We start from the raw sequence: 16,027 nt of genomic DNA, 5'->3' as shown, positions 1-16,027 counted from the left end.
TCAGAGTCCGGCAAAACTCCTGCGTCCCTCGATCAGGGACCTGACGAAGCTACCGATCCCCTCGATCGGGACCCTGACCTGGCGCATGCTGTCCCGGTCACGGAGGGTAACCGTCTGGTCTTCCCTGGTCTCATAGTCAACTGTGATCGCAAACGGGGTGCCGACCTCGTCCTGCCTGCGGTAACGCCTCCCGATCGCTCCGGAGTCGTCGTACTGGGCAAGGATCCCCTGCCCCCGCACGTCCTCCACGATCTCCCCGGCAATCTCCGGCAGCCCGTCGCGGTTCATGAGGGGCAGCACCGCGACCTGGACAGGGGCGATTCCCGGGGGTAGCCTTAGCACCCGGCGCTCCTCGCCCTCGACCATCTCTTCGAAGTAGCTGTGTTCAAGCACGGCGTAGATCATCCGGTCGATCCCGTAGGAAGGCTCGATGACGTGGGGGACGACCTCGGCCCCGGGAACTTCGACGACCTCTTCCTTCACCGTGTAGAGGTCCGGGGTTATCCGCACGGGGTTGCCGTCGATGGTGACGGTCAGCCCCTCCGGCCCCGGGACTGTCGCGCAGAGCGCCTCGGCCACGGCCCTCGCATTTCCGCGGAACCGTGGGCCGAGCGCCCCCATGTCAGGGACCACCCGTATCCGGCTCTCTCTCCGGGGAGTATCGTAGGGGATGAAGACCGAGAACCGCTCCCCGCTCTGCCGCTCGTGGGCGCGGAGGTCGTAATCGGTCCGGTCCGCAATCCCGACCGTCTCCACCCACCCGAACCGGTCTGAGTAGATCTCGGCATCCCAGCAGTCTTCGGCGTAGTGAGCGCGTTCGTCAGGGAGGTGCTGCCTGAACCGGAGCTTTTCGGGGTTCACCCCGATGGATACCAGCAGTTCGTGGGTGAGGGCAAGGTAGTACGCCACGTACTGGTTGGCGACCGTCCCCTCCCTGACCGCCTCTCCCATGGTGCAGGGTACCGGCGGCTGGTTCTTCTCCTGCCGGGCAATGGAGAGGAGCGGGACCCGATACCCTTCGTACCGGGAGAAAGCAGGGTGGTTCTTCTCCCCGGGATGGACGAATATCTCGGCCTCGGCCTGCGTGAACTCGCGCAGCCGGATCATTCCCTGCCGTGGTGATATCTCGTTCCTGAAGGACTTGCCGATCTGGACCGCGCCGAACGGGAGCTTGTCGCGGTAGAACCTGAGCAGGCGCTGGAAATCGGTAAACATCCCCTGTGCGGTCTCCGGCCTGAGGTACCCCCTGCGCTGGGAACCAGGGCCGATTGCGGTCTGGAACATCAGGTTGAAATTGAAGACCTCCACCGGTCCAAGCACTTCTTCGCATGCCGGGCAGGGGAGCGTGCAGATCAGGCGCGCCAGGTCTTCGGTGCCAAGCACTGATGCGCCGGTCACGCCATGCGCTTCGGCGATATGGTCGGCCCGCAGGAACTCCCTGCAGCTGGGGCACTGGCACATCTTGTCCGAGAAACCTTTCACGTGGCCCGAGGCTATGAAAATGTCTTCCTGCCCGATGGTCGGGCACTCGATCTCGTAGTAGCCTTCCTGGATGATGTAAAACTTCCTCCAGGTGTTCTCGATGTTCCGCTTCATCATCGATCCGAGCGGACCGTAGTCGATAAAACCGGCCACCGAACCGTAGCACTCCGATGTCGGCCAGATGAACCCCCGCCGTTTTGCCAGGTCCATTATCCTCTCATAGGTATCACTCATGGCGATCACGGTGCTTTAATTCTATTGGACATCCGGGACAAAAAGCTCTCTGGGAAGGGAAGCGGCGGGGGTGGTGGGGGGCCCATTCCCAGGCGCAGGGGACAATCGGCCACTGTCACAAAAACCTGGATAAACACGCGTGCACGGTTTAAAGCCTTTTCCATTCGTATTTTCACCAGGGCAGGGCCAATGAGATAGTCTTAAATATATTGCCCGGTATGTATTTCGGTAATTCAAACATGCAGGACGACAACAGGAAATCGCAGTTGTTCCAGCTCTTTGCCGACATTTCGGGGAAAACAAAGATTGTTGAACCGATGAAGAAAATTCACGGGACCCTGCGCGACCGTGAAGCAATTGAGCGGGAAATCGCCCTTGTCATGCGGGAAATACTGGAACAGGGGCTTTTTAAGACGAAACTGAAACCAATCCAGCTGGCGAAGCTGGTCTCGGCGTACTATGCAGGGAGGAACGACACGGAGATCGCACGGGAACTGGGGGACGAGAAGCTCTCAAAGACTGTTGCCCGGGCACGGGTGAGGCTCAAGCTCTTCAGGGACCTTGATTTCCGGATGCCCTTTGACAGGGAAAAGATGGAGGAACTTCTCGATTCCGGCAAGACCATGAAGGAGGTCAGCGATGAGCTGGGGGTGAGTCCCTCAACACTCCGGGAGTACCGCCATGTCATCGAGCAGCGCGACGACGCGAGTATCGATCCTTACCTTGAACGGATTAAGGACGTGATGGAAGATCGCGACCTCTCCGAGCAGATGACCCGGAGCGCTACCAGGGACGCCCTTGGTGAATCGATCGATATCACGGAAGCAGAACTGATCGACGTCGCCTGAAAGGCAGTAACTCTCCGAACTTTTTTTCTGTCCAGGGGGAGTATGTAACAACCATGGACCTCACCTTTCTCGGGCATGCATGCGTGCTCCTTTCCGGAAAAAAATCAGTCCTGGTCGATCCGTTCATCCCCGAGGGAAAGCTCCCGGCTGATATAGACCTGGTCGCCGTCACCCACGGCCATGCCGATCACCTCGGGGAAGCAGCCAGGCTCAGCCGCCCGACCGTGGCGATCAACGAGGTTGCAAAGTACCTGAAGGATCAGGGAGTCCCCGCAGAGGGGATGAACCACGGGGGAATGGTCACCATTGACGGCGTTTCCTTCAGGATGACCCCTGCCATCCATTCTTCGTGGATCGAGGAGGCAGGACCCGGCTATAATGGCGGCGGGTCTGCCGGCTTCGTGATCGGTATGGAAGGGGTGTCCGTTTACCATGCCGGGGACACGGCGCTCTTCTCGGACATGAAGCTTATCGGAGAGCTCTACCACCCGGACGTGGCCCTGCTCCCCATCGGCGGCCGGTACACCATGGCCCCGGAGGAGGCGATGATTGCCGCACGGTTCATCGGGGCCCCGCTGGTCATCCCTATCCACTACAACACCTGGCCGGTAATCCGCCAGGACCCGGTGCCGTTCAAGGCTGCCCTCGAGAGAACGACCGATATCCAGGTGGAGATCCTCAAACCCGGAGACACGATTTCCATCCCCTGATCGTTCTTCCGGGGCGGCCTGCTTTCCCCGGAATGCAATCGGTGCGGGTGCAGCGTGAAGGGCGGGTAATGAAGATCCCGGGGCCCGGGAGACCCTCCGATTCCCTTTCTCTCCCCCTGGGACCCGCAGACTAAAAGGAGGGTTCTCATCGCCGGGCAAGGGTGGTGGTGCACTATCCGGGCATGATGAAGCATTCCCCGGGACCCTTGAGGGGCACGAGCGTGCAGGATGAAATTGCCGGAGGCATCTCCCGGGAAAACCCCCCGTGGCCGTCCTGCCCGCCGAGCATAAAAAGAGTAAAAAACCGCATGCGGTTTTCACCAGGGCGGGATTCGGCCCGGAAGCCCCAGGTGCGTTTCACTGGAAAAAAAGGTGGTTCTTTTTCACGTGGACCCGGTCCTCCGCCGGTCCGGTATGAGGTGGATTCGGAGGATCCCGTTGCACGAATTGCAGATGTAATACTCTTCCGTCCAGCAGGTGGGGCAGGCCCATCTCCCGCACAGGGTGCACTGGCGAAGCTCGTTCAGGGGAAAGGAACTGCTGCAGAGATCGCAGGTGAAGCGCGCGAAACTGGCCGGGTCTTTTCCGGGCGGAACCCCCGGTTTTCGCATCACCGGGACATCCGCCCGTATCCGGGCGAGGAGGTCCCGCCCGCCCTTCAGGCCGGCATCCTTACTTCTGGCCGATCTGTTCTTCCAGAGCACTCAGCCGACCCTCCAGGTTCTTCAGGTTCTCCTCCATCGTTTCCGAAAAACCCTTGAGTGATGCCACTTTTGCTTCGTTCGCCTCAAGGATCTGGTCCTTTGACTGCCGGAACGACTGGAGTTTGGTCCGGGTGACGAGCGACCATTCATCGATCATCATCTCGAACCGGCGGTCGAGATACTCATCCACCCTGCTCTCCATCGGCCGCCGGAGCGATACATCCCCTTTCACCCCTCGCCAGTAGTAGTAGATGACAAACAGGAGGATGGCGACGATGATGACCATCAGTGCAGCCTCAAGCGGCGTCATCGCCGGGCCTCCTTCAACCGCGCAAGGCGTTGTTCGAGATATTCCAGCTTTATCCTGGCGCTGGTCTCGAAGGACCCGACCTCCTGTGCAGCCTCCTCAATCCTTCTGAGACGGGTCTCGAAATCGCCGAGATCGTTTTCGGTGGCAAGGTCCCAGTCCCGGATCAGGTCCTTCATCCTCCGGTCCAGGTAGGCATTCATGTAGCTGTCCATCCCGGGCATGGTCAGGCCTCCAGCTCGCGGATGCCGGATTCAAGGACGGCCGCCCGCTTCATTATCTCGTCCCTGCCCTTCTCGAGGTTCCGGATTTCAGCCGTGATCGCATCCAGCCGGTCATCGAGGTCATCGAGGGTGTGCATGGTGATCAGCCTCCACTCGCTGATGATCGCGGACATGTGGGCGTCGTAGTACCGGTCAAGGCTCTTGTCCAGGGAGGGCAGCTTTGACCCGATTGTTCCCGGAAGGGCGGCCAGCGATTCCCTGAACGAGGGTTTCCTGGCCATTTCCCCCGCTGCTGTCTCAAACATCATCATCACCGCAGCCTCTTCTCCTCGTCTTTGATCTTTTCGACCATCCGGTCGAGCTTCGTTATCTTCACCATGTTCTCGAGCCGCTCGATCCTCTTGTCAACGATGCTGTGTTTTGCAAAGATATCGGTTGCAAGCGCTGCATTCTCCTCGTCGAGCGTGCGGATCTCGCCCAGTTGTTCGGGTGAGACACGGAAGAACGACCGGCCGGGCTGTCCCATCTCGGTCTTCATCAGGTTCAGTTTCTCTTTTTCAAGGTCGATCTCAGCGAGCCTCGGTGTGTTCCGCCACAACCGGACCTCCCTGATGATGAAGTAGAAGACGATGAGGATGATAACCAGGATGATGATCCAGAAGACCGACTGGAACCACGTCCAGTAGGGTGATGTCGAGGCGGCTACGGCTGTTGTTGCATCTGCCACAGGTCATCTCCCCCGAAATTACAGCTCCTTTCCGCCTTTTTTCGGCACTACCTTTCCAGCCACGTCCTTTGCACCTTCCTCAACGGCCTTCCCCGCTTTTGTTGCCCCTTCTTTCACGAACTCCCCGGCTCTTGTTGCCTCCTTCGTGACCTTTTCTGCAAGGGTGACCTTTCTCATCACCGAGACCATGTCACCTTCGGCAACACCCAGCGATGCTATATCTTCAGGGCTCAACATGATGACCGATTTGTCGACCATGGTGTCAGCATACCCGGTCACGCTGACGGCCCTGGTCCTGTCATCCCATACCGCCGGGTACCTGGCGATGAGGAAGGCATCTCCCTCTTTTGCGGAAAGCAACGGCATCACCGATTCATGTACCCTGGCACGCCCCCTGCTCGGGAATGTGCGGACTTTCACCTTGAGTGTAACTGCGTCCTCCATAGCAGTCAGAGATGATATTCGATCCTATTAATGCTTATTCACCATGCGTCGATATCCGGTCGATAGAGGGATAACCGCAGCGATCGGTGAACGGGCGTGGGAACCGGGTTTTTTGGGGAACTCCGGGATCCAGGGAGGTCTCCCGGAGGAAAGGAATTAACCGGAAGGTGAGAACTCGAGGTCACCCTCCTCCACCACCAGCCCGGAATCGCGCTCGTAGGGAAGGGTGCTCCACAGGAGGTCGTCTTTCACCCGGTACCCGGCCCTGAGTACCGTCTTCACCGGGGCGGGAATAACGAACCGTTCCGGCTTTTCCCCGGCCCTGTACTCGTTTTCGAGGACAACTAGCAGGGAATGTCCCCCGTCCCGGGTGTAACAGTAAAATGGAGCGGCATCGTCGGGCAGGGGGTGCGGGTAGCTCCGGCCGGTGAGCACCCAGGGACCGAGGTCCGCCTCCCTTATGATATCGTCGCGCCTGGTCATGGCAGGCGGGACCTGGTTTTCAGAAATCGGTCATCACCCGGAACTGGTCGATCTCTTCCCGGTTCAGCTGCTCGAGGAAAAGGTCGGCCTGGGTATGGGGGTCCTTGCTGGCGGTAATCGCCCTGCCGACCACGATGATATCGGCACCTGCCCTGACAGCGTCCCTGACCACGTCCACCCTGATCCCCCCGGCGGTCGCAACAAGGAGCTTTCCACCCGCTGCCTTCTTCAGGGCCGGGATATCGCCCCAGGCATGGGCGGTATCCTCGGCATCGATGGCCCGGTGGAGCTCGACAACGTCCGGCTTTGCCTTGAGCGACTTGAGCACCTTCACCGGGTCGGCCACGTTCAGCATGTCCACAAAGGAGTAGATCCCGGTCTTTTTTGCCTCCGCGATCGCCTTCTCCAGGGTCTGCAGGGGGGCAAGGCCGGATATGACCACCGCATCTGCCGAGGAGTCGGCAGCCATGCGGGCCTCGAGGTTGCCGGTATCGAGCACCTTCATGTCGGCGATGATGAAGGCGTTTGGCCGGATCTTCCGGATCTCGGAGATGACCTGGAGGCCGAATTTCTTGATCAGCGGGGTCCCGGCCTCGATCAGGAGGTGGTCGTTCTCGGGGAGTTCAGAGAGGACGGATGCCACTTTCTTCATCTCGACGAGGTCGATGGCGACCTGGAGATAGGGAGGGTCCCACAGCCGCTGGACCTTGAAGCCCATGACCGCGTGGGCCGAGCGGTCCTTCTCGTAGAGGATGGTTGCCCTGTCCGGGAACCCTTCCATCGCCCTACGGAGGGCGAGTTTCATGGCCCCGTAGTTGAACCGGTAGATGCGGTTGAAGTCGGCAGCACCGGGATCGAGATACACGCTCGCCAGCACCACCAGCGACTCGAGGTCATGTGTGCCAAACGCTCCCTCTTCGACGAAATCGGCCACGGCCTTTGCCACAGCGGCCTGGACCGGGCCGAACATCTCCCGGACCTGTCCTTCTTTCTTCAGCGTCACCTTGGGGATGACCAGCGTTGCCGGCTTGGTAAGGAGGTTTGGCCGCACGACCGCGAGAAGCGGCGTGTGCCCGGCAGAGAGCTGGGAGAGGGCATTGGCAAACGCTGCGCCGACCGGACCCTCTTTCTCACCGATAATGAGGTCGATATGAGCCAGTTCGGGCCCGTCGCCGACCAGTGCTTCACCTACAAGATACATACCATACTCCGCATTCCTGCCTACTAGGTTTGGGATGGTAATTTAAAAACCCCACGGCCAGCGACGGAAAAACGATACCAGGCAACCCGGAGAAATGTGGGGCCGGTGAGATTTGAACTCACGATCGACGGGTCTCTCCGACATGCGTCAGTGCTCCAACGGATCATCACCAGGAATCAGGAGACCCATTGTTCATCATCCACACGACGCGAAAGACCGCTGGAGCCCGTCGCCATTCCGGACTAGGCCACGACCCCTTCCTCTAAAAAATCGCCGTGACCCGATTTAATGGTTGTGGATTGGAATATCAGTAATTCTATATCCTGCGACCGCCTCATGTTCTGGGATGGTCCTGCGGAGCTATGATTGCGGCACCTCACCTTCCCCTCTCCTCGGCTTGACAATCGGCGAAATGCTCAATTCCATAGCGGCACGTTTCCCTGGCACCGAAGCCGTGGTATCGGTCCACCAGGGCATCCGGTGGACCTGGCGGGAGCTCCTCGAAGAGGTGAACAGGATCGCCCGCGGCCTCATGGCCCTCGGGGTGGGCAAGGGTGACCGGGTCGGGATCTGGGCGATGAACTATGCCGAGTGGATCGTTGTCCAGTTTGCCACGGCGAAGATCGGGGCAATCATGGTGAACATCAACCCGGCCTACCGTACCTACGAACTCGGATACGTCCTGAAACAGGCCGAGATCCAGACCCTGATCCTCCAGGGGCGGTTCAAGACCTCCGATTACGTCGGTATGTTCTACGAAGCCTGTCCCCGGGCCACCGAATCGCGCCCGGGCCGGCTGATCAGCGAGAAGTTCCCGTTCCTCAGGAACGTCATCTTCCTCGGGGATGTCCCCCATAACGGGATGTTTACCTGGCCCGATCTCATGGGGCGGGGGCAGGAGGTCAGCATGGACGAGCTCGTGGCCCGGGAAGAAGCCCTCGGTTTTGATGATGCCATCAACATCCAGTATACCAGCGGGACCACGGGGTTTCCGAAAGGGGTGGTGCTGACCCACCACGGGGTGCTGAACAACGGGTTCATCATCGGTGAAGGAATGAATTTTTCTGAGGAGGACCGCCTCTGCATCCCGGTCCCCTTCTACCATTGCTTCGGCATGGTGCTCTCGAACCTCGCATGCATGACCCACGGCTCAACCATGGTGCTCCCATCCCCTGCCTTCAGCGTCGAGGACGTGCTTAAGACCATCGAGCAGGAGCGGTGCACGGCACTGCACGGGGTCCCTACCATGTTCATTGCCGAGCTGGCGCACCCGGACTTCCCGAAGTACTCGATGAGCACGCTTCGCACCGGGATCATGGCCGGGTCCCCCTGCCCCATCGAGGTGATGAAAGACGTCAGCCGCAGGATGAACATGTCCGGGATCGTGATCGTGTACGGTCAGACCGAGACATCACCGGGGCTCACCATGACCACCACCCGGGACCCGCTCAACCGGAGGGTCTCCACCGTTGGCCGCGTCTTTCCCCACACCGAGCTCAAGATCGTTGATCCCTCGAGCGGCCGGGTCGTCCCGCGGGGAGAGATCGGAGAGATATGCGCCCGGGGGTACTGCGTGATGAAGTGCTACTATAACAACCCGAGCGCGACGCACGCCACCATCGATCCCGAAGGATGGAACCATACCGGGGACCTCGGCACCATGGACGATGAGGGATACGTGAAAATCGTCGGCCGCCTGAAGGACATGGTCATCCGGGGAGGAGAGAACATCTACCCCCGGGAGATCGAGGAGTTCCTCCACCGTCACCCGAAGATCGCCGATGTCTACGTGATCGGCGTCCCGGACGACAGGTACGGCGAGGAACTGATGGCGTGGGTCATGGTGAAGGGGCAGGAAACCCTGACTGCGGACGAAGTCAGGGAGTACTGCCGCGGGAAGATCGCGCATTACAAGGTTCCGCGGTACGTGAAGTTCGTTTCCGAGTTCCCGATGAGCGTGACCGGGAAGATCCAGAAGTTCAGGATGCGGGAGGCCTCGATCCGCGAACTCGGGCTCGAGGATGTCTCGCAGGTGGAGACGGCATAATCCCTGGCGCCGGTGCCCGCCACGGAACCGGCCACCGGCCTTTTCCTGGAGCGGCTGCCCGTTCCCATACCCGGTTCCAAACCGGTCCGATGGCCACCCATTGGGGGTAGCCGCGGGACTGATAGAGGAGCACAACCCGCGGGCTGTAACCAGGGAGCCGGGTTAATTCAGGAAACGGCCGGACAAAATATTCCTGTCCTTCTCTAACCGTTGTTTTTCAGGGTTACCACCAGTACATCGGGATTGGTATCTCACGCACCCCCCGGGCCCCGCCTCACCAGGTCAGCAGCCGCGGCGGATGCTCTCCTGATGACTTCCTCCTCGCCGGGGATGATCCGGTCCTGCATCAGTACTTCCCCGTGGCATATGACGGTCCGCACCGCAGAGCCGGAGCAGGAATAGACCAGGTTCGATGCCGGGTTGTGGAGGGGGGTATTGCAGACCGCGTACCGGTCAAGCAGGATGATATCGGCAGGCTGGCCGGGTGCCAGCGTACCGTTCCCCAGTCCCAGCGCACGGGCACCGGCCGCTGTGGCCATATACAGGGCTTCGGGGGCAGGGAGGATGGTCTGGGAGTTCCAGTAAAATTTCTGCAGGAGGGCTGCGGTCTTCATCTCCTCGAAGAGGTCGAGGTTGTTGTTGGAGGCACACCCGTCTGTGCCGAGGGTCACGTTCACCCCGGCATCCCGCAGCCAGGGATAGGGAAGCGCCCTGCCTACGGCGAGTTTCATGTTGCTTGCCGGGTTGTGCGCTACGTGCACCCCCTGTCTACCGAGCAGTGCACACTCCGCCTGGTCGAGCCAGCACCCGTGGGCGGCCAGGGTCCGGGGAGAAAGGAGCCCGCAGTCGTCGAGGAGCCGGACCGGTCTTCGGCCATGCTGGCGGACCGCATCGGTCACCTCTCTCTCGGTTTCGGCGAGGTGGACCTGGACGATGATCTTCTCATCAGCACTTTTCTCGGCGCACCAGCAGAGTCCCTCCTCCGAGACCGTGTACACGGCATGGGGCCCGAGTGCCGGCTGTATCTTTGGGTTTCCCATCGACCGTATGGCCTTTATCATCCGTTCCGTCGCCGCGATCTCGCGTTCACGCCGGTCGGGATCACAGAGATCGATGAACCCGTAGGAGAGCACGGCCTTCACGCCGGAGTCGGCGACCGCCCTTGCCGCGTCCTCCATGAAGAAATACATGTCTGCAAAGGCGGTGGTCCCGCTGCGGATCATCTCGAGGCAGGCAAGACGGGTGCCCCAGTAAACATCGTCGCCGGTCAGGAGGGCTTCGAGCGGCCAGATCTTCTCCGAGAGCCAGTCCTGGAGAGGCAGGTCATCGGCATACCCGCGCAGCAGCGACATTGCGGCATGGGTATGGGTGTTGACCAGCCCCGGGAGGGCAAGCAGGTCCGCACCCGGGATCCGGTACCCGGCGCCACTCCTGCAGGAGACCCCGATGCCCTCCCCAGCGGCCTCGATGAGGCCGGTATCGCCGATAAAGATATCGCGGCGCCCCTCCAGGGTCAGGACGTCCTCGATCAGGATCGAACCACGCCGGTCCGGGAACTCAACGGCACGCTCCGTCATGCGATCCCCCGCACGATAGCGCCGACCACCCTGGTGGTGCGTTCCCGGTGGACAGCAGCAGATGCAAGCATGTGTTCGTAGGTCAGAGGCTCCTCCGAGAGCCCGTTGGCATAGTTGTCGATGGTGCAGAGGGCGGCGACCTCCATGCCGAGCTCGACGGCCAGCGTTGCCTCGGAGGCGATGGTCATTCCGACGATATCTGCCGACCGGGCGAAGGCACGGACCTCGGCGACGGTCTCGATCCGTGGTCCCCTGGTCTGGACATAGATCCCTCCGGCCCGCGCTTCAGGGATAATTGATCCCAGGAGGTGACGGAGCGAAGGGGTGAACCCGGGGTTGACATGCCGGATCCGGTGTTCGTGGATGGAGGGGATCGTGCTGGTGCTGGCATAATCGTCCGGGATGACCAGCGAGCCGGGGACGATCTCCCGGTGCAGCGATCCGGCCGAGCCGATTGTTACAACCCGCGTTACCCCGAGGATGGCAAGCGCCGCGAGGTGAGACCGGAAGTTGATGCGGTGCGGGGGCCGTCCGCCCTGGTGGCGGAGGAGGAGTGCGTAATCCCCGCAAAAGACCTCGGAGTTCCCAAACGGGGTGTGCACCATGGTCTTTTCCAGTTCCGGCAGTTCAGCGTAGAGCAGGCTTGTCCCTCCGATAATCCCGAGCATCCCGGCCACACCTTCCATATCCATACTAGTGAGGTGAGGCCATGATGGTATCAGTTTCGATCAAAGGACCAGGGCTCCGCGTGGATCGGGGGAGTGGACGGCGTGGGCAATACCTGTGCCCCCCGGGGTGTTCCCCTGGCGGGGACCATTGCCGCACTCCTTTGTGATGTGCTACCCGGACATCGGGGAGGCGCTCCATGCCTTTGACCGGTTTTGCAGATCCCGGTATCGCTCGGATCTTCTCCCTGCGATACGTGGTGCAACGGGAAGCAGGAGCCGCTGACCGGCACGTGCCCCCGGTGCGTCAAGGGGGTCTGCTCGACACTCCCCGTTCAAGTCGCGGGAATATGCGTAACCATCCCCGAAAGAAGTCCGTTGGGAGCTTTACGCCGGTGGTTACCCCGGTGTCAGGATCGTGTTCCCGGGAAGGATCACCCGGGAAGACATCACACCGCGTGCCGGGACACCGTGGACACCTCCGGGGCCGGCTGGGCCAATCGCAAACGGCCCGGTGATAGATTTTGGCGTGGACACCGTCTCCATTGACGAAAAATCCTCCGTGAAACGCCGGAAAGGAGAGCGGGAAGAAGCAGGTGTGGCAGTTCCCGGGCCAGAGAGCGCCGGGTGATGCCTGCGGCACACCCCGCTCCGATGGCGCGGCCCCCCCGTTTCTCAACTCATATCCATGACGGGATTAGTGCAGCAGCGCGCCGCCCATACCGAGCGCGCGCAAAGCAGGTGGCTGCGTTCTTAGCAGCTCCTCCTCCCGCGTGAAGGAACACCGGACCGGTCCGGGGAAACGAGAATACATCTTTATCTCATGGACGCCTAGATTATGGGAGCGGGCCGATAGATCAGCGGAAGATCGCTTCCTTGGCATGGAAGAGGCCGCGGGTTCAATTCCCGCTCGGTCCATGATCCCCTGGTTCCCAAAATCACAAACCGGTGATTTTTTACCAGTTCCCGGCGTAGAACGGTTGATCACCCGTGGGACTCAAAGAGTGGCTCATACCACAGGACAAGATATTCTTCGACCTTTTTGACCGCCTGATGGCAACCGTGGTGCTGGCGTCGTACCGGCTCGTCGATCTCGTGGACGACTTCACCGATGTTAAAACCAAGGTCGATAACCTCGAACGGCTTGAGCATGAAGGGGACAAGATCACCCACGAGATCTACGAGAACCTGAACCGGACGTTCATCACCCCGCTTGATCCCGAAGAGATCTCGAAACTCGCCTCTGCTCTCGATGACATCCTGGATTACATCGAGGGGACCGCCCAGACCATGTACACCTATGGGATCACGGAAACCGATGCCTACATGGTCGAGCTGGCAAAGATCATCCAGCTCTCGGTGGTCGAGCTGGAGGACGCCGTGAAGGGGATCCGCACCATGAAAAACCCGCACCAGGTCGAGCACCGGTGCATCGAGGTGAACCGGCTCGAGAACCTTGCCGACGATATCCTTGCCCATGCCATCAGCAACATCTTCAAGACCCAGGACCCGATAGCCATCATCAAGGGCAAGGACATCTACCAGCACCTCGAAATCGCCACCGACAAGTGCGAGGACGCGGCGAACGTCCTCTCCGACATTGCCATCCGGCATTCGTGAGACCCCATGGACCCTATACTGATTCTGGGAATCATCCTCGCACTGCTCTTCAATTTCGTCAACGGGCTCAACGATGCCGCAAATTCGATAGCGACCGTGGTCGCCACCCGGGTGCTCACGCCCCTGCAGGCAGTCCTCCTTGCAGCATGCTTCAACATGGTGGGCCCCCTCGTGTTTACCACCGTGGTGGCGATGACCATCGGCAAGGGGATCGTGAGCCCGGAGTTCATGACCACCCAGGTCATCCTGATCGGGCTCATATCGGCAATTCTCTGGGTGAGTATCTCTTCCTACTCCGGCATCCCGATATCGGCAAGCCATGCGCTGGTCGGCGGACTGATCGGGTCTGCAGCGGCGTTTGCCGGGCTCGGTGCCATCCTCTGGCCCGATGCAGGAACGGTCGCCAGGCTGGTAGTCTACGCCGGGATCGGGGGTGCTGCCGGGGGGATCATCCTTGCCCTCCTGGGGTACCTGAAAGGAGAAGAGGACCTGGTCCACATCACCGGGCTTGGTGCCTTCTGCGGCATGGCCATCAGCATCCCGGTCATCACCGTAATGAAGATTCTCCCGGTCAGCGGGATTCTTGCCATCCTGGTATTCATCGTGGTCGCCCCTGTCATCGGGCTGATCACCGCCTTCCTGATCGGGAGCGCGGTCATCAGGCTCTTCCGGAATAAAAACAGCAGGACCATGAATTCCCTGTTCCGGAAACTCCAGCTCCTGTCCGCGGCATTTTACAGCATCGGCCACGGTAGCAACGATGCCCAGAACGCCATGGGGATCATCACCGCCATCCTGGTGGCCGGAGGGCTGCTCTCGGAGTTCGTTGTGCCGCTCTGGGTGGTCATCATCTCGGGCTCAGCGATCGCCCTGGGGACGTTCCTCGGCGGGTGGCGGGTGGTCGAGACCATGGCCACCAAGATCACCAAGCTCCGTCCCTACCAGGGATTCTGCGCCGAGACAGGCGGAGGGATCGTGCTCGCCTTCGTCACCGCTTCCGGGGTGCCGGTATCCACGACCCATGCCATCAGCGGGGCGATCATGGGTGTCGGGGCATCCCGGGGATATTCAGCCGTCCAGTGGGGGGTGGTGCGAAGGATCGTGGCCGCGTGGATCCTCACCATTCCCCTGACATGCGCCTTTTCATTCTTCTCCTTCTATCTTTTCAGGCTGTTCGTGCAGGGGTGAGGACAGCGGGGCAGTGGCCGGAACGGGGAGATGCGAAAGACCGCATCAGCCAGCCAGGTGCGGCTGGAAGGTCTCCCGGAAGAAACGGCAGCCATCCCGGACCGGGCATATGGAACACCGCGGTTTCCGGGCCCTGCAGACCGCCCGGCCGTGCCGGATCAGGACATCGTTGATATCCCCCCAGCATTCCCGGGGAAAGAGGGCCATGAGATCCTGCTCGATCTTTTCGGCGCGGGTCTCTCTGGTAAACCCGATGCGGCGGGAGACCCGGGCAACATGGGTATCGACCGCGATCCCGGTGTTGATACCGAAGGCGTGGGAGAGGACGATGTTCGCTGTCTTTCTCCCGACACCGGGCAGCGTGAGGAGTTCGTCCATGCTGTCCGGCACCTCTCCACCATATTCCCCGACCAGTTTCCTTGCAGCTGCCCTGATGTTCCGTGCCTTGGTGCGGTAGAGGCCGATGGTCCTGATCCGGCCTTCGAGGTCGTCCAGCACGGCCCCTGCCATAGCCTCCGGTGTGGGGTACGCGGTGAAGAGATCTTCCACGATCCCGTTCACCGCCCGGTCGGTGGTCTGGGCCGAGAGCATGGTCCCGATCAGTGCCTGGTAGGGCGAGGAGAAGGGAATGAAGTGACGCCGGCCGGAAAGATCGCTGTACCGCTCGGAAAGGGTCTGGAACAGGGCAAGGGCTCTTGATCGGTGCATGAGAGGATGGGGTAGGGCAGATTCGAACTGCCGTCAAAGCGTCCCAAACGCTCTAGGATGGACCAGGCTACCCTACTACCCCGCACGGGAGAAAGAATGTTGGGCGGGCCGGGAAAAAAGGGTTTGGTTCAGAAAAGCCCGGCCGGCTTTTTCCCGGTCGCCGTGACCAGGCTCCCGGAATGGCGCCCGGCAAGGAGCGCGTCTTCGAGGGCCAGCGGGTCTGTCCCGTCGATGACCAGCAGGGGTATGCCGCTTCGCTTCACGACCCTGGCAGCGACCATGTCTATCACCATGTTTGCACCTGCTGCAGGGGATGCACCTCCCACGATCCCGAGCAACCGGTCAGCGGATATCACATCGAGTTTCCGGGCTGCGGGATCGGTCTTCGGGTCGGCGGTGTATATCCCGTCTACCGAGGTCAGGTTGACGATGAGGTCAGCGCCCACCCGTTCGGCAAGCACCGCGGCCACGGCATCGGTCGTCTGTGCAGGGGTGATGCCTCCCATGATAACGATCTTTCCGGACGCTGCAGCAGCACAGGCCTCGGTCTGGGAAGCGGCAACTGCCGGCACGGCAGCATCGCCGAGCGCACCGGCGAGCAGGGTGGCGTTCAGGCGGGTGACCAGGATCCCGATCTCGTCGGCCAGCGCTTCATCAAGCCCGATCTCCCTGGCCGCAGAGATGTAGCGCCGGGCTTCTCCCCCGCCGCCGACGACCACGAACAGGTTCACCCGGCGGGAGATCCTGGAGAGAACACCGGCATAGGCGGTAACGCGGTTACCTTCGAGGGTAGGGACAAGGACCGACCCGCCCAGTGAGAGGACGACCTTCTTCATCGTCCCAATGTTTCATGATACG

At 60.9% G+C, this 16,027-nt stretch carries 20 protein-coding genes and 3 tRNA genes; 7 read left to right on the top strand and 16 right to left on the bottom strand.

What is annotated here, in order from left to right; all coding sequences use genetic code 11:
* Positions 1-1,716 (bottom strand): glycine--tRNA ligase, encoded by a 1,716-nt coding sequence (glyS, locus tag IPI71_02375; protein ID QQR71383.1) that lies wholly within the window; start codon positions 1,714-1,716, stop codon positions 1-3.
* 239 nt (positions 1,717-1,955) lie between these two features.
* On the opposite strand from glyS, the gene IPI71_02370 reads away from it, so the two are divergent.
* Both IPI71_02370 and IPI71_02365 read left to right on the top strand, forming a co-directional pair.
* Positions 1,956-2,564 (top strand): response regulator receiver protein, encoded by a 609-nt coding sequence (locus tag IPI71_02370; protein QQR71910.1) that lies wholly within the window; start codon positions 1,956-1,958, stop codon positions 2,562-2,564.
* 53 nt (positions 2,565-2,617) lie between these two features.
* A complete protein-coding gene (locus IPI71_02365) occupies positions 2,618-3,274 on the top strand; it encodes a metal-dependent hydrolase (GenBank protein ID QQR71382.1) in 657 nt (218 codons plus the stop codon).
* Positions 3,275-3,446: 172 nt separating this feature from the next.
* On the opposite strand, the gene IPI71_02360 is transcribed toward IPI71_02365, so the two are convergent.
* The 10 genes from IPI71_02360 to IPI71_02315 form a co-directional block, all read right to left on the bottom strand.
* A complete protein-coding gene (locus IPI71_02360) occupies positions 3,447-3,584 on the bottom strand; it encodes a hypothetical protein (protein QQR71381.1) in 138 nt (45 codons plus the stop codon).
* Between the two features lie 73 nt (positions 3,585-3,657).
* Entirely contained in the window at positions 3,658-3,885 is a 228-nt protein-coding gene (locus tag IPI71_02355; protein QQR71909.1) for a hypothetical protein, read from the bottom strand.
* 61 nt (positions 3,886-3,946) lie between these two features.
* Positions 3,947-4,288 carry a hypothetical protein gene (locus IPI71_02350; GenBank protein QQR71380.1) on the bottom strand — a complete coding sequence of 114 codons (342 nt, stop codon included), beginning with the start codon at positions 4,286-4,288 and terminating at the stop codon, positions 3,947-3,949.
* The gene (locus tag IPI71_02345; protein ID QQR71379.1) at positions 4,285-4,509 is read right to left on the bottom strand and encodes a hypothetical protein; all 225 of its coding nucleotides are present in this window, start codon (positions 4,507-4,509) and stop codon (positions 4,285-4,287) included. Before IPI71_02345 ends, IPI71_02350 begins: the two co-directional genes overlap by 4 nt.
* A 2-nt stretch (positions 4,510-4,511) precedes the next feature.
* Complete coding sequence (locus IPI71_02340; GenBank protein QQR71378.1) at positions 4,512-4,817, bottom strand: hypothetical protein; 306 nt, start codon at positions 4,815-4,817, stop codon at positions 4,512-4,514.
* Between the two features lie 2 nt (positions 4,818-4,819).
* Positions 4,820-5,236, bottom strand: coding sequence for a hypothetical protein (locus tag IPI71_02335; GenBank protein ID QQR71377.1), 417 nt, complete (start codon positions 5,234-5,236; stop codon positions 4,820-4,822).
* Positions 5,237-5,254: 18 nt separating this feature from the next.
* Entirely contained in the window at positions 5,255-5,680 is a 426-nt protein-coding gene (locus IPI71_02330) for a hypothetical protein (GenBank protein QQR71376.1), read from the bottom strand.
* Positions 5,681-5,836: 156 nt separating this feature from the next.
* Positions 5,837-6,163, bottom strand: a complete 327-nt coding sequence (locus tag IPI71_02325) for a hypothetical protein (GenBank protein ID QQR71375.1) — start codon at positions 6,161-6,163, stop codon at positions 5,837-5,839.
* A 19-nt stretch (positions 6,164-6,182) separates the two neighbouring features.
* On the bottom strand, positions 6,183-7,364 hold the full coding sequence (locus tag IPI71_02320; GenBank protein ID QQR71374.1) for a bifunctional 5,6,7,8-tetrahydromethanopterin hydro-lyase/3-hexulose-6-phosphate synthase: 1,182 nt from the start codon (positions 7,362-7,364) through the stop codon (positions 6,183-6,185).
* A 97-nt stretch (positions 7,365-7,461) separates the two neighbouring features.
* Positions 7,462-7,621 (bottom strand) — tRNA-Trp (locus IPI71_02315).
* An 89-nt stretch (positions 7,622-7,710) separates the two neighbouring features.
* Between IPI71_02315 and IPI71_02310 the strand changes: the two genes are divergently transcribed.
* Positions 7,711-9,411, top strand: coding sequence for an AMP-binding protein (locus tag IPI71_02310; protein ID QQR71373.1), 1,701 nt, complete (start codon positions 7,711-7,713; stop codon positions 9,409-9,411).
* 251 nt (positions 9,412-9,662) lie between these two features.
* On the opposite strand, the gene IPI71_02305 is transcribed toward IPI71_02310, so the two are convergent.
* Both IPI71_02305 and IPI71_02300 read right to left on the bottom strand, forming a co-directional pair.
* Positions 9,663-10,988, bottom strand: a complete 1,326-nt coding sequence (locus IPI71_02305; GenBank protein QQR71372.1) for an amidohydrolase family protein — start codon at positions 10,986-10,988, stop codon at positions 9,663-9,665.
* Positions 10,985-11,656, bottom strand: a complete 672-nt coding sequence (locus IPI71_02300) for an MTAP family purine nucleoside phosphorylase (GenBank protein QQR71908.1) — start codon at positions 11,654-11,656, stop codon at positions 10,985-10,987. Before IPI71_02300 ends, IPI71_02305 begins: the two co-directional genes overlap by 4 nt.
* A gap of 415 nt (positions 11,657-12,071) precedes the next feature.
* On the opposite strand from IPI71_02300, the gene IPI71_02295 reads away from it, so the two are divergent.
* The 4 genes from IPI71_02295 (at position 12,072) to IPI71_02280 (ending at position 14,461) form a co-directional block, all read left to right on the top strand.
* Positions 12,072-12,284 (top strand): hypothetical protein, encoded by a 213-nt coding sequence (locus IPI71_02295; GenBank protein QQR71371.1) that lies wholly within the window; start codon positions 12,072-12,074, stop codon positions 12,282-12,284.
* A gap of 215 nt (positions 12,285-12,499) precedes the next feature.
* Positions 12,500-12,571, top strand: a tRNA-Ala gene (locus tag IPI71_02290).
* A gap of 72 nt (positions 12,572-12,643) precedes the next feature.
* Positions 12,644-13,273, top strand: coding sequence for a DUF47 domain-containing protein (locus IPI71_02285; protein QQR71370.1), 630 nt, complete (start codon positions 12,644-12,646; stop codon positions 13,271-13,273).
* A gap of 6 nt (positions 13,274-13,279) precedes the next feature.
* Positions 13,280-14,461: an inorganic phosphate transporter gene (locus IPI71_02280; protein ID QQR71369.1), complete on the top strand. Its 1,182-nt coding sequence runs from the start codon at positions 13,280-13,282 to the stop codon at positions 14,459-14,461.
* A 45-nt stretch (positions 14,462-14,506) separates the two neighbouring features.
* On the opposite strand, the gene nth is transcribed toward IPI71_02280, so the two are convergent.
* The 3 genes from nth to pyrH all read right to left on the bottom strand — a co-directional run bounded on the left by nth (position 14,507) and on the right by pyrH (position 16,005).
* Positions 14,507-15,169 (bottom strand): endonuclease III, encoded by a 663-nt coding sequence (gene nth, locus IPI71_02275; protein QQR71368.1) that lies wholly within the window; start codon positions 15,167-15,169, stop codon positions 14,507-14,509.
* 7 nt (positions 15,170-15,176) lie between these two features.
* Positions 15,177-15,251, bottom strand: a tRNA-Pro gene (locus IPI71_02270).
* 46 nt (positions 15,252-15,297) lie between these two features.
* Positions 15,298-16,005 (bottom strand): UMP kinase, encoded by a 708-nt coding sequence (gene pyrH / locus IPI71_02265; GenBank protein ID QQR71367.1) that lies wholly within the window; start codon positions 16,003-16,005, stop codon positions 15,298-15,300.
* Positions 16,006-16,027: the final 22 nt, after the last annotated feature.

The sequence above is a fragment of the Methanolinea sp. genome (assembly GCA_016699325.1).
GTDB lineage: Archaea > Halobacteriota > Methanomicrobia > Methanomicrobiales > Methanospirillaceae > UBA9949.
Note: the sequence above shows the minus strand (reverse complement) of the source record. Positions and strands in the feature narration are given on the sequence as shown.

Excerpts from the sequence above, each read along its gene's own strand:
- glyS (QQR71383.1), bottom strand. The coding sequence starts at position 1,716 with ATGAGTGATACCTATGAGAGGATAATGGACCTGGCAAAACGGCGGGGG.
- IPI71_02370 (QQR71910.1), top strand. The coding sequence starts at position 1,956 with ATGCAGGACGACAACAGGAAATCGCAGTTGTTCCAGCTCTTTGCCGAC.
- IPI71_02365 (QQR71382.1), top strand. The coding sequence starts at position 2,618 with ATGGACCTCACCTTTCTCGGGCATGCATGCGTGCTCCTTTCCGGAAAA.
- IPI71_02360 (QQR71381.1), bottom strand. The coding sequence starts at position 3,584 with ATGCGGTTTTTTACTCTTTTTATGCTCGGCGGGCAGGACGGCCACGGG.
- IPI71_02355 (QQR71909.1), bottom strand. The coding sequence starts at position 3,885 with ATGCGAAAACCGGGGGTTCCGCCCGGAAAAGACCCGGCCAGTTTCGCG.
- IPI71_02350 (QQR71380.1), bottom strand. The coding sequence starts at position 4,288 with ATGACGCCGCTTGAGGCTGCACTGATGGTCATCATCGTCGCCATCCTC.
- IPI71_02345 (QQR71379.1), bottom strand. The coding sequence starts at position 4,509 with ATGCCCGGGATGGACAGCTACATGAATGCCTACCTGGACCGGAGGATG.
- IPI71_02340 (QQR71378.1), bottom strand. The coding sequence starts at position 4,817 with ATGATGTTTGAGACAGCAGCGGGGGAAATGGCCAGGAAACCCTCGTTC.
- IPI71_02330 (QQR71376.1), bottom strand. The coding sequence starts at position 5,680 with ATGGAGGACGCAGTTACACTCAAGGTGAAAGTCCGCACATTCCCGAGC.
- IPI71_02325 (QQR71375.1), bottom strand. The coding sequence starts at position 6,163 with ATGACCAGGCGCGACGATATCATAAGGGAGGCGGACCTCGGTCCCTGG.
- IPI71_02320 (QQR71374.1), bottom strand. The coding sequence starts at position 7,364 with ATGTATCTTGTAGGTGAAGCACTGGTCGGCGACGGGCCCGAACTGGCT.
- IPI71_02310 (QQR71373.1), top strand. The coding sequence starts at position 7,711 with ATGGTCCTGCGGAGCTATGATTGCGGCACCTCACCTTCCCCTCTCCTC.
- IPI71_02305 (QQR71372.1), bottom strand. The coding sequence starts at position 10,988 with ATGACGGAGCGTGCCGTTGAGTTCCCGGACCGGCGTGGTTCGATCCTG.
- IPI71_02300 (QQR71908.1), bottom strand. The coding sequence starts at position 11,656 with ATGCTCGGGATTATCGGAGGGACAAGCCTGCTCTACGCTGAACTGCCG.
- IPI71_02280 (QQR71369.1), top strand. The coding sequence starts at position 13,280 with ATGGACCCTATACTGATTCTGGGAATCATCCTCGCACTGCTCTTCAAT.
- nth (QQR71368.1), bottom strand. The coding sequence starts at position 15,169 with ATGCACCGATCAAGAGCCCTTGCCCTGTTCCAGACCCTTTCCGAGCGG.
- pyrH (QQR71367.1), bottom strand. The coding sequence starts at position 16,005 with ATGAAGAAGGTCGTCCTCTCACTGGGCGGGTCGGTCCTTGTCCCTACC.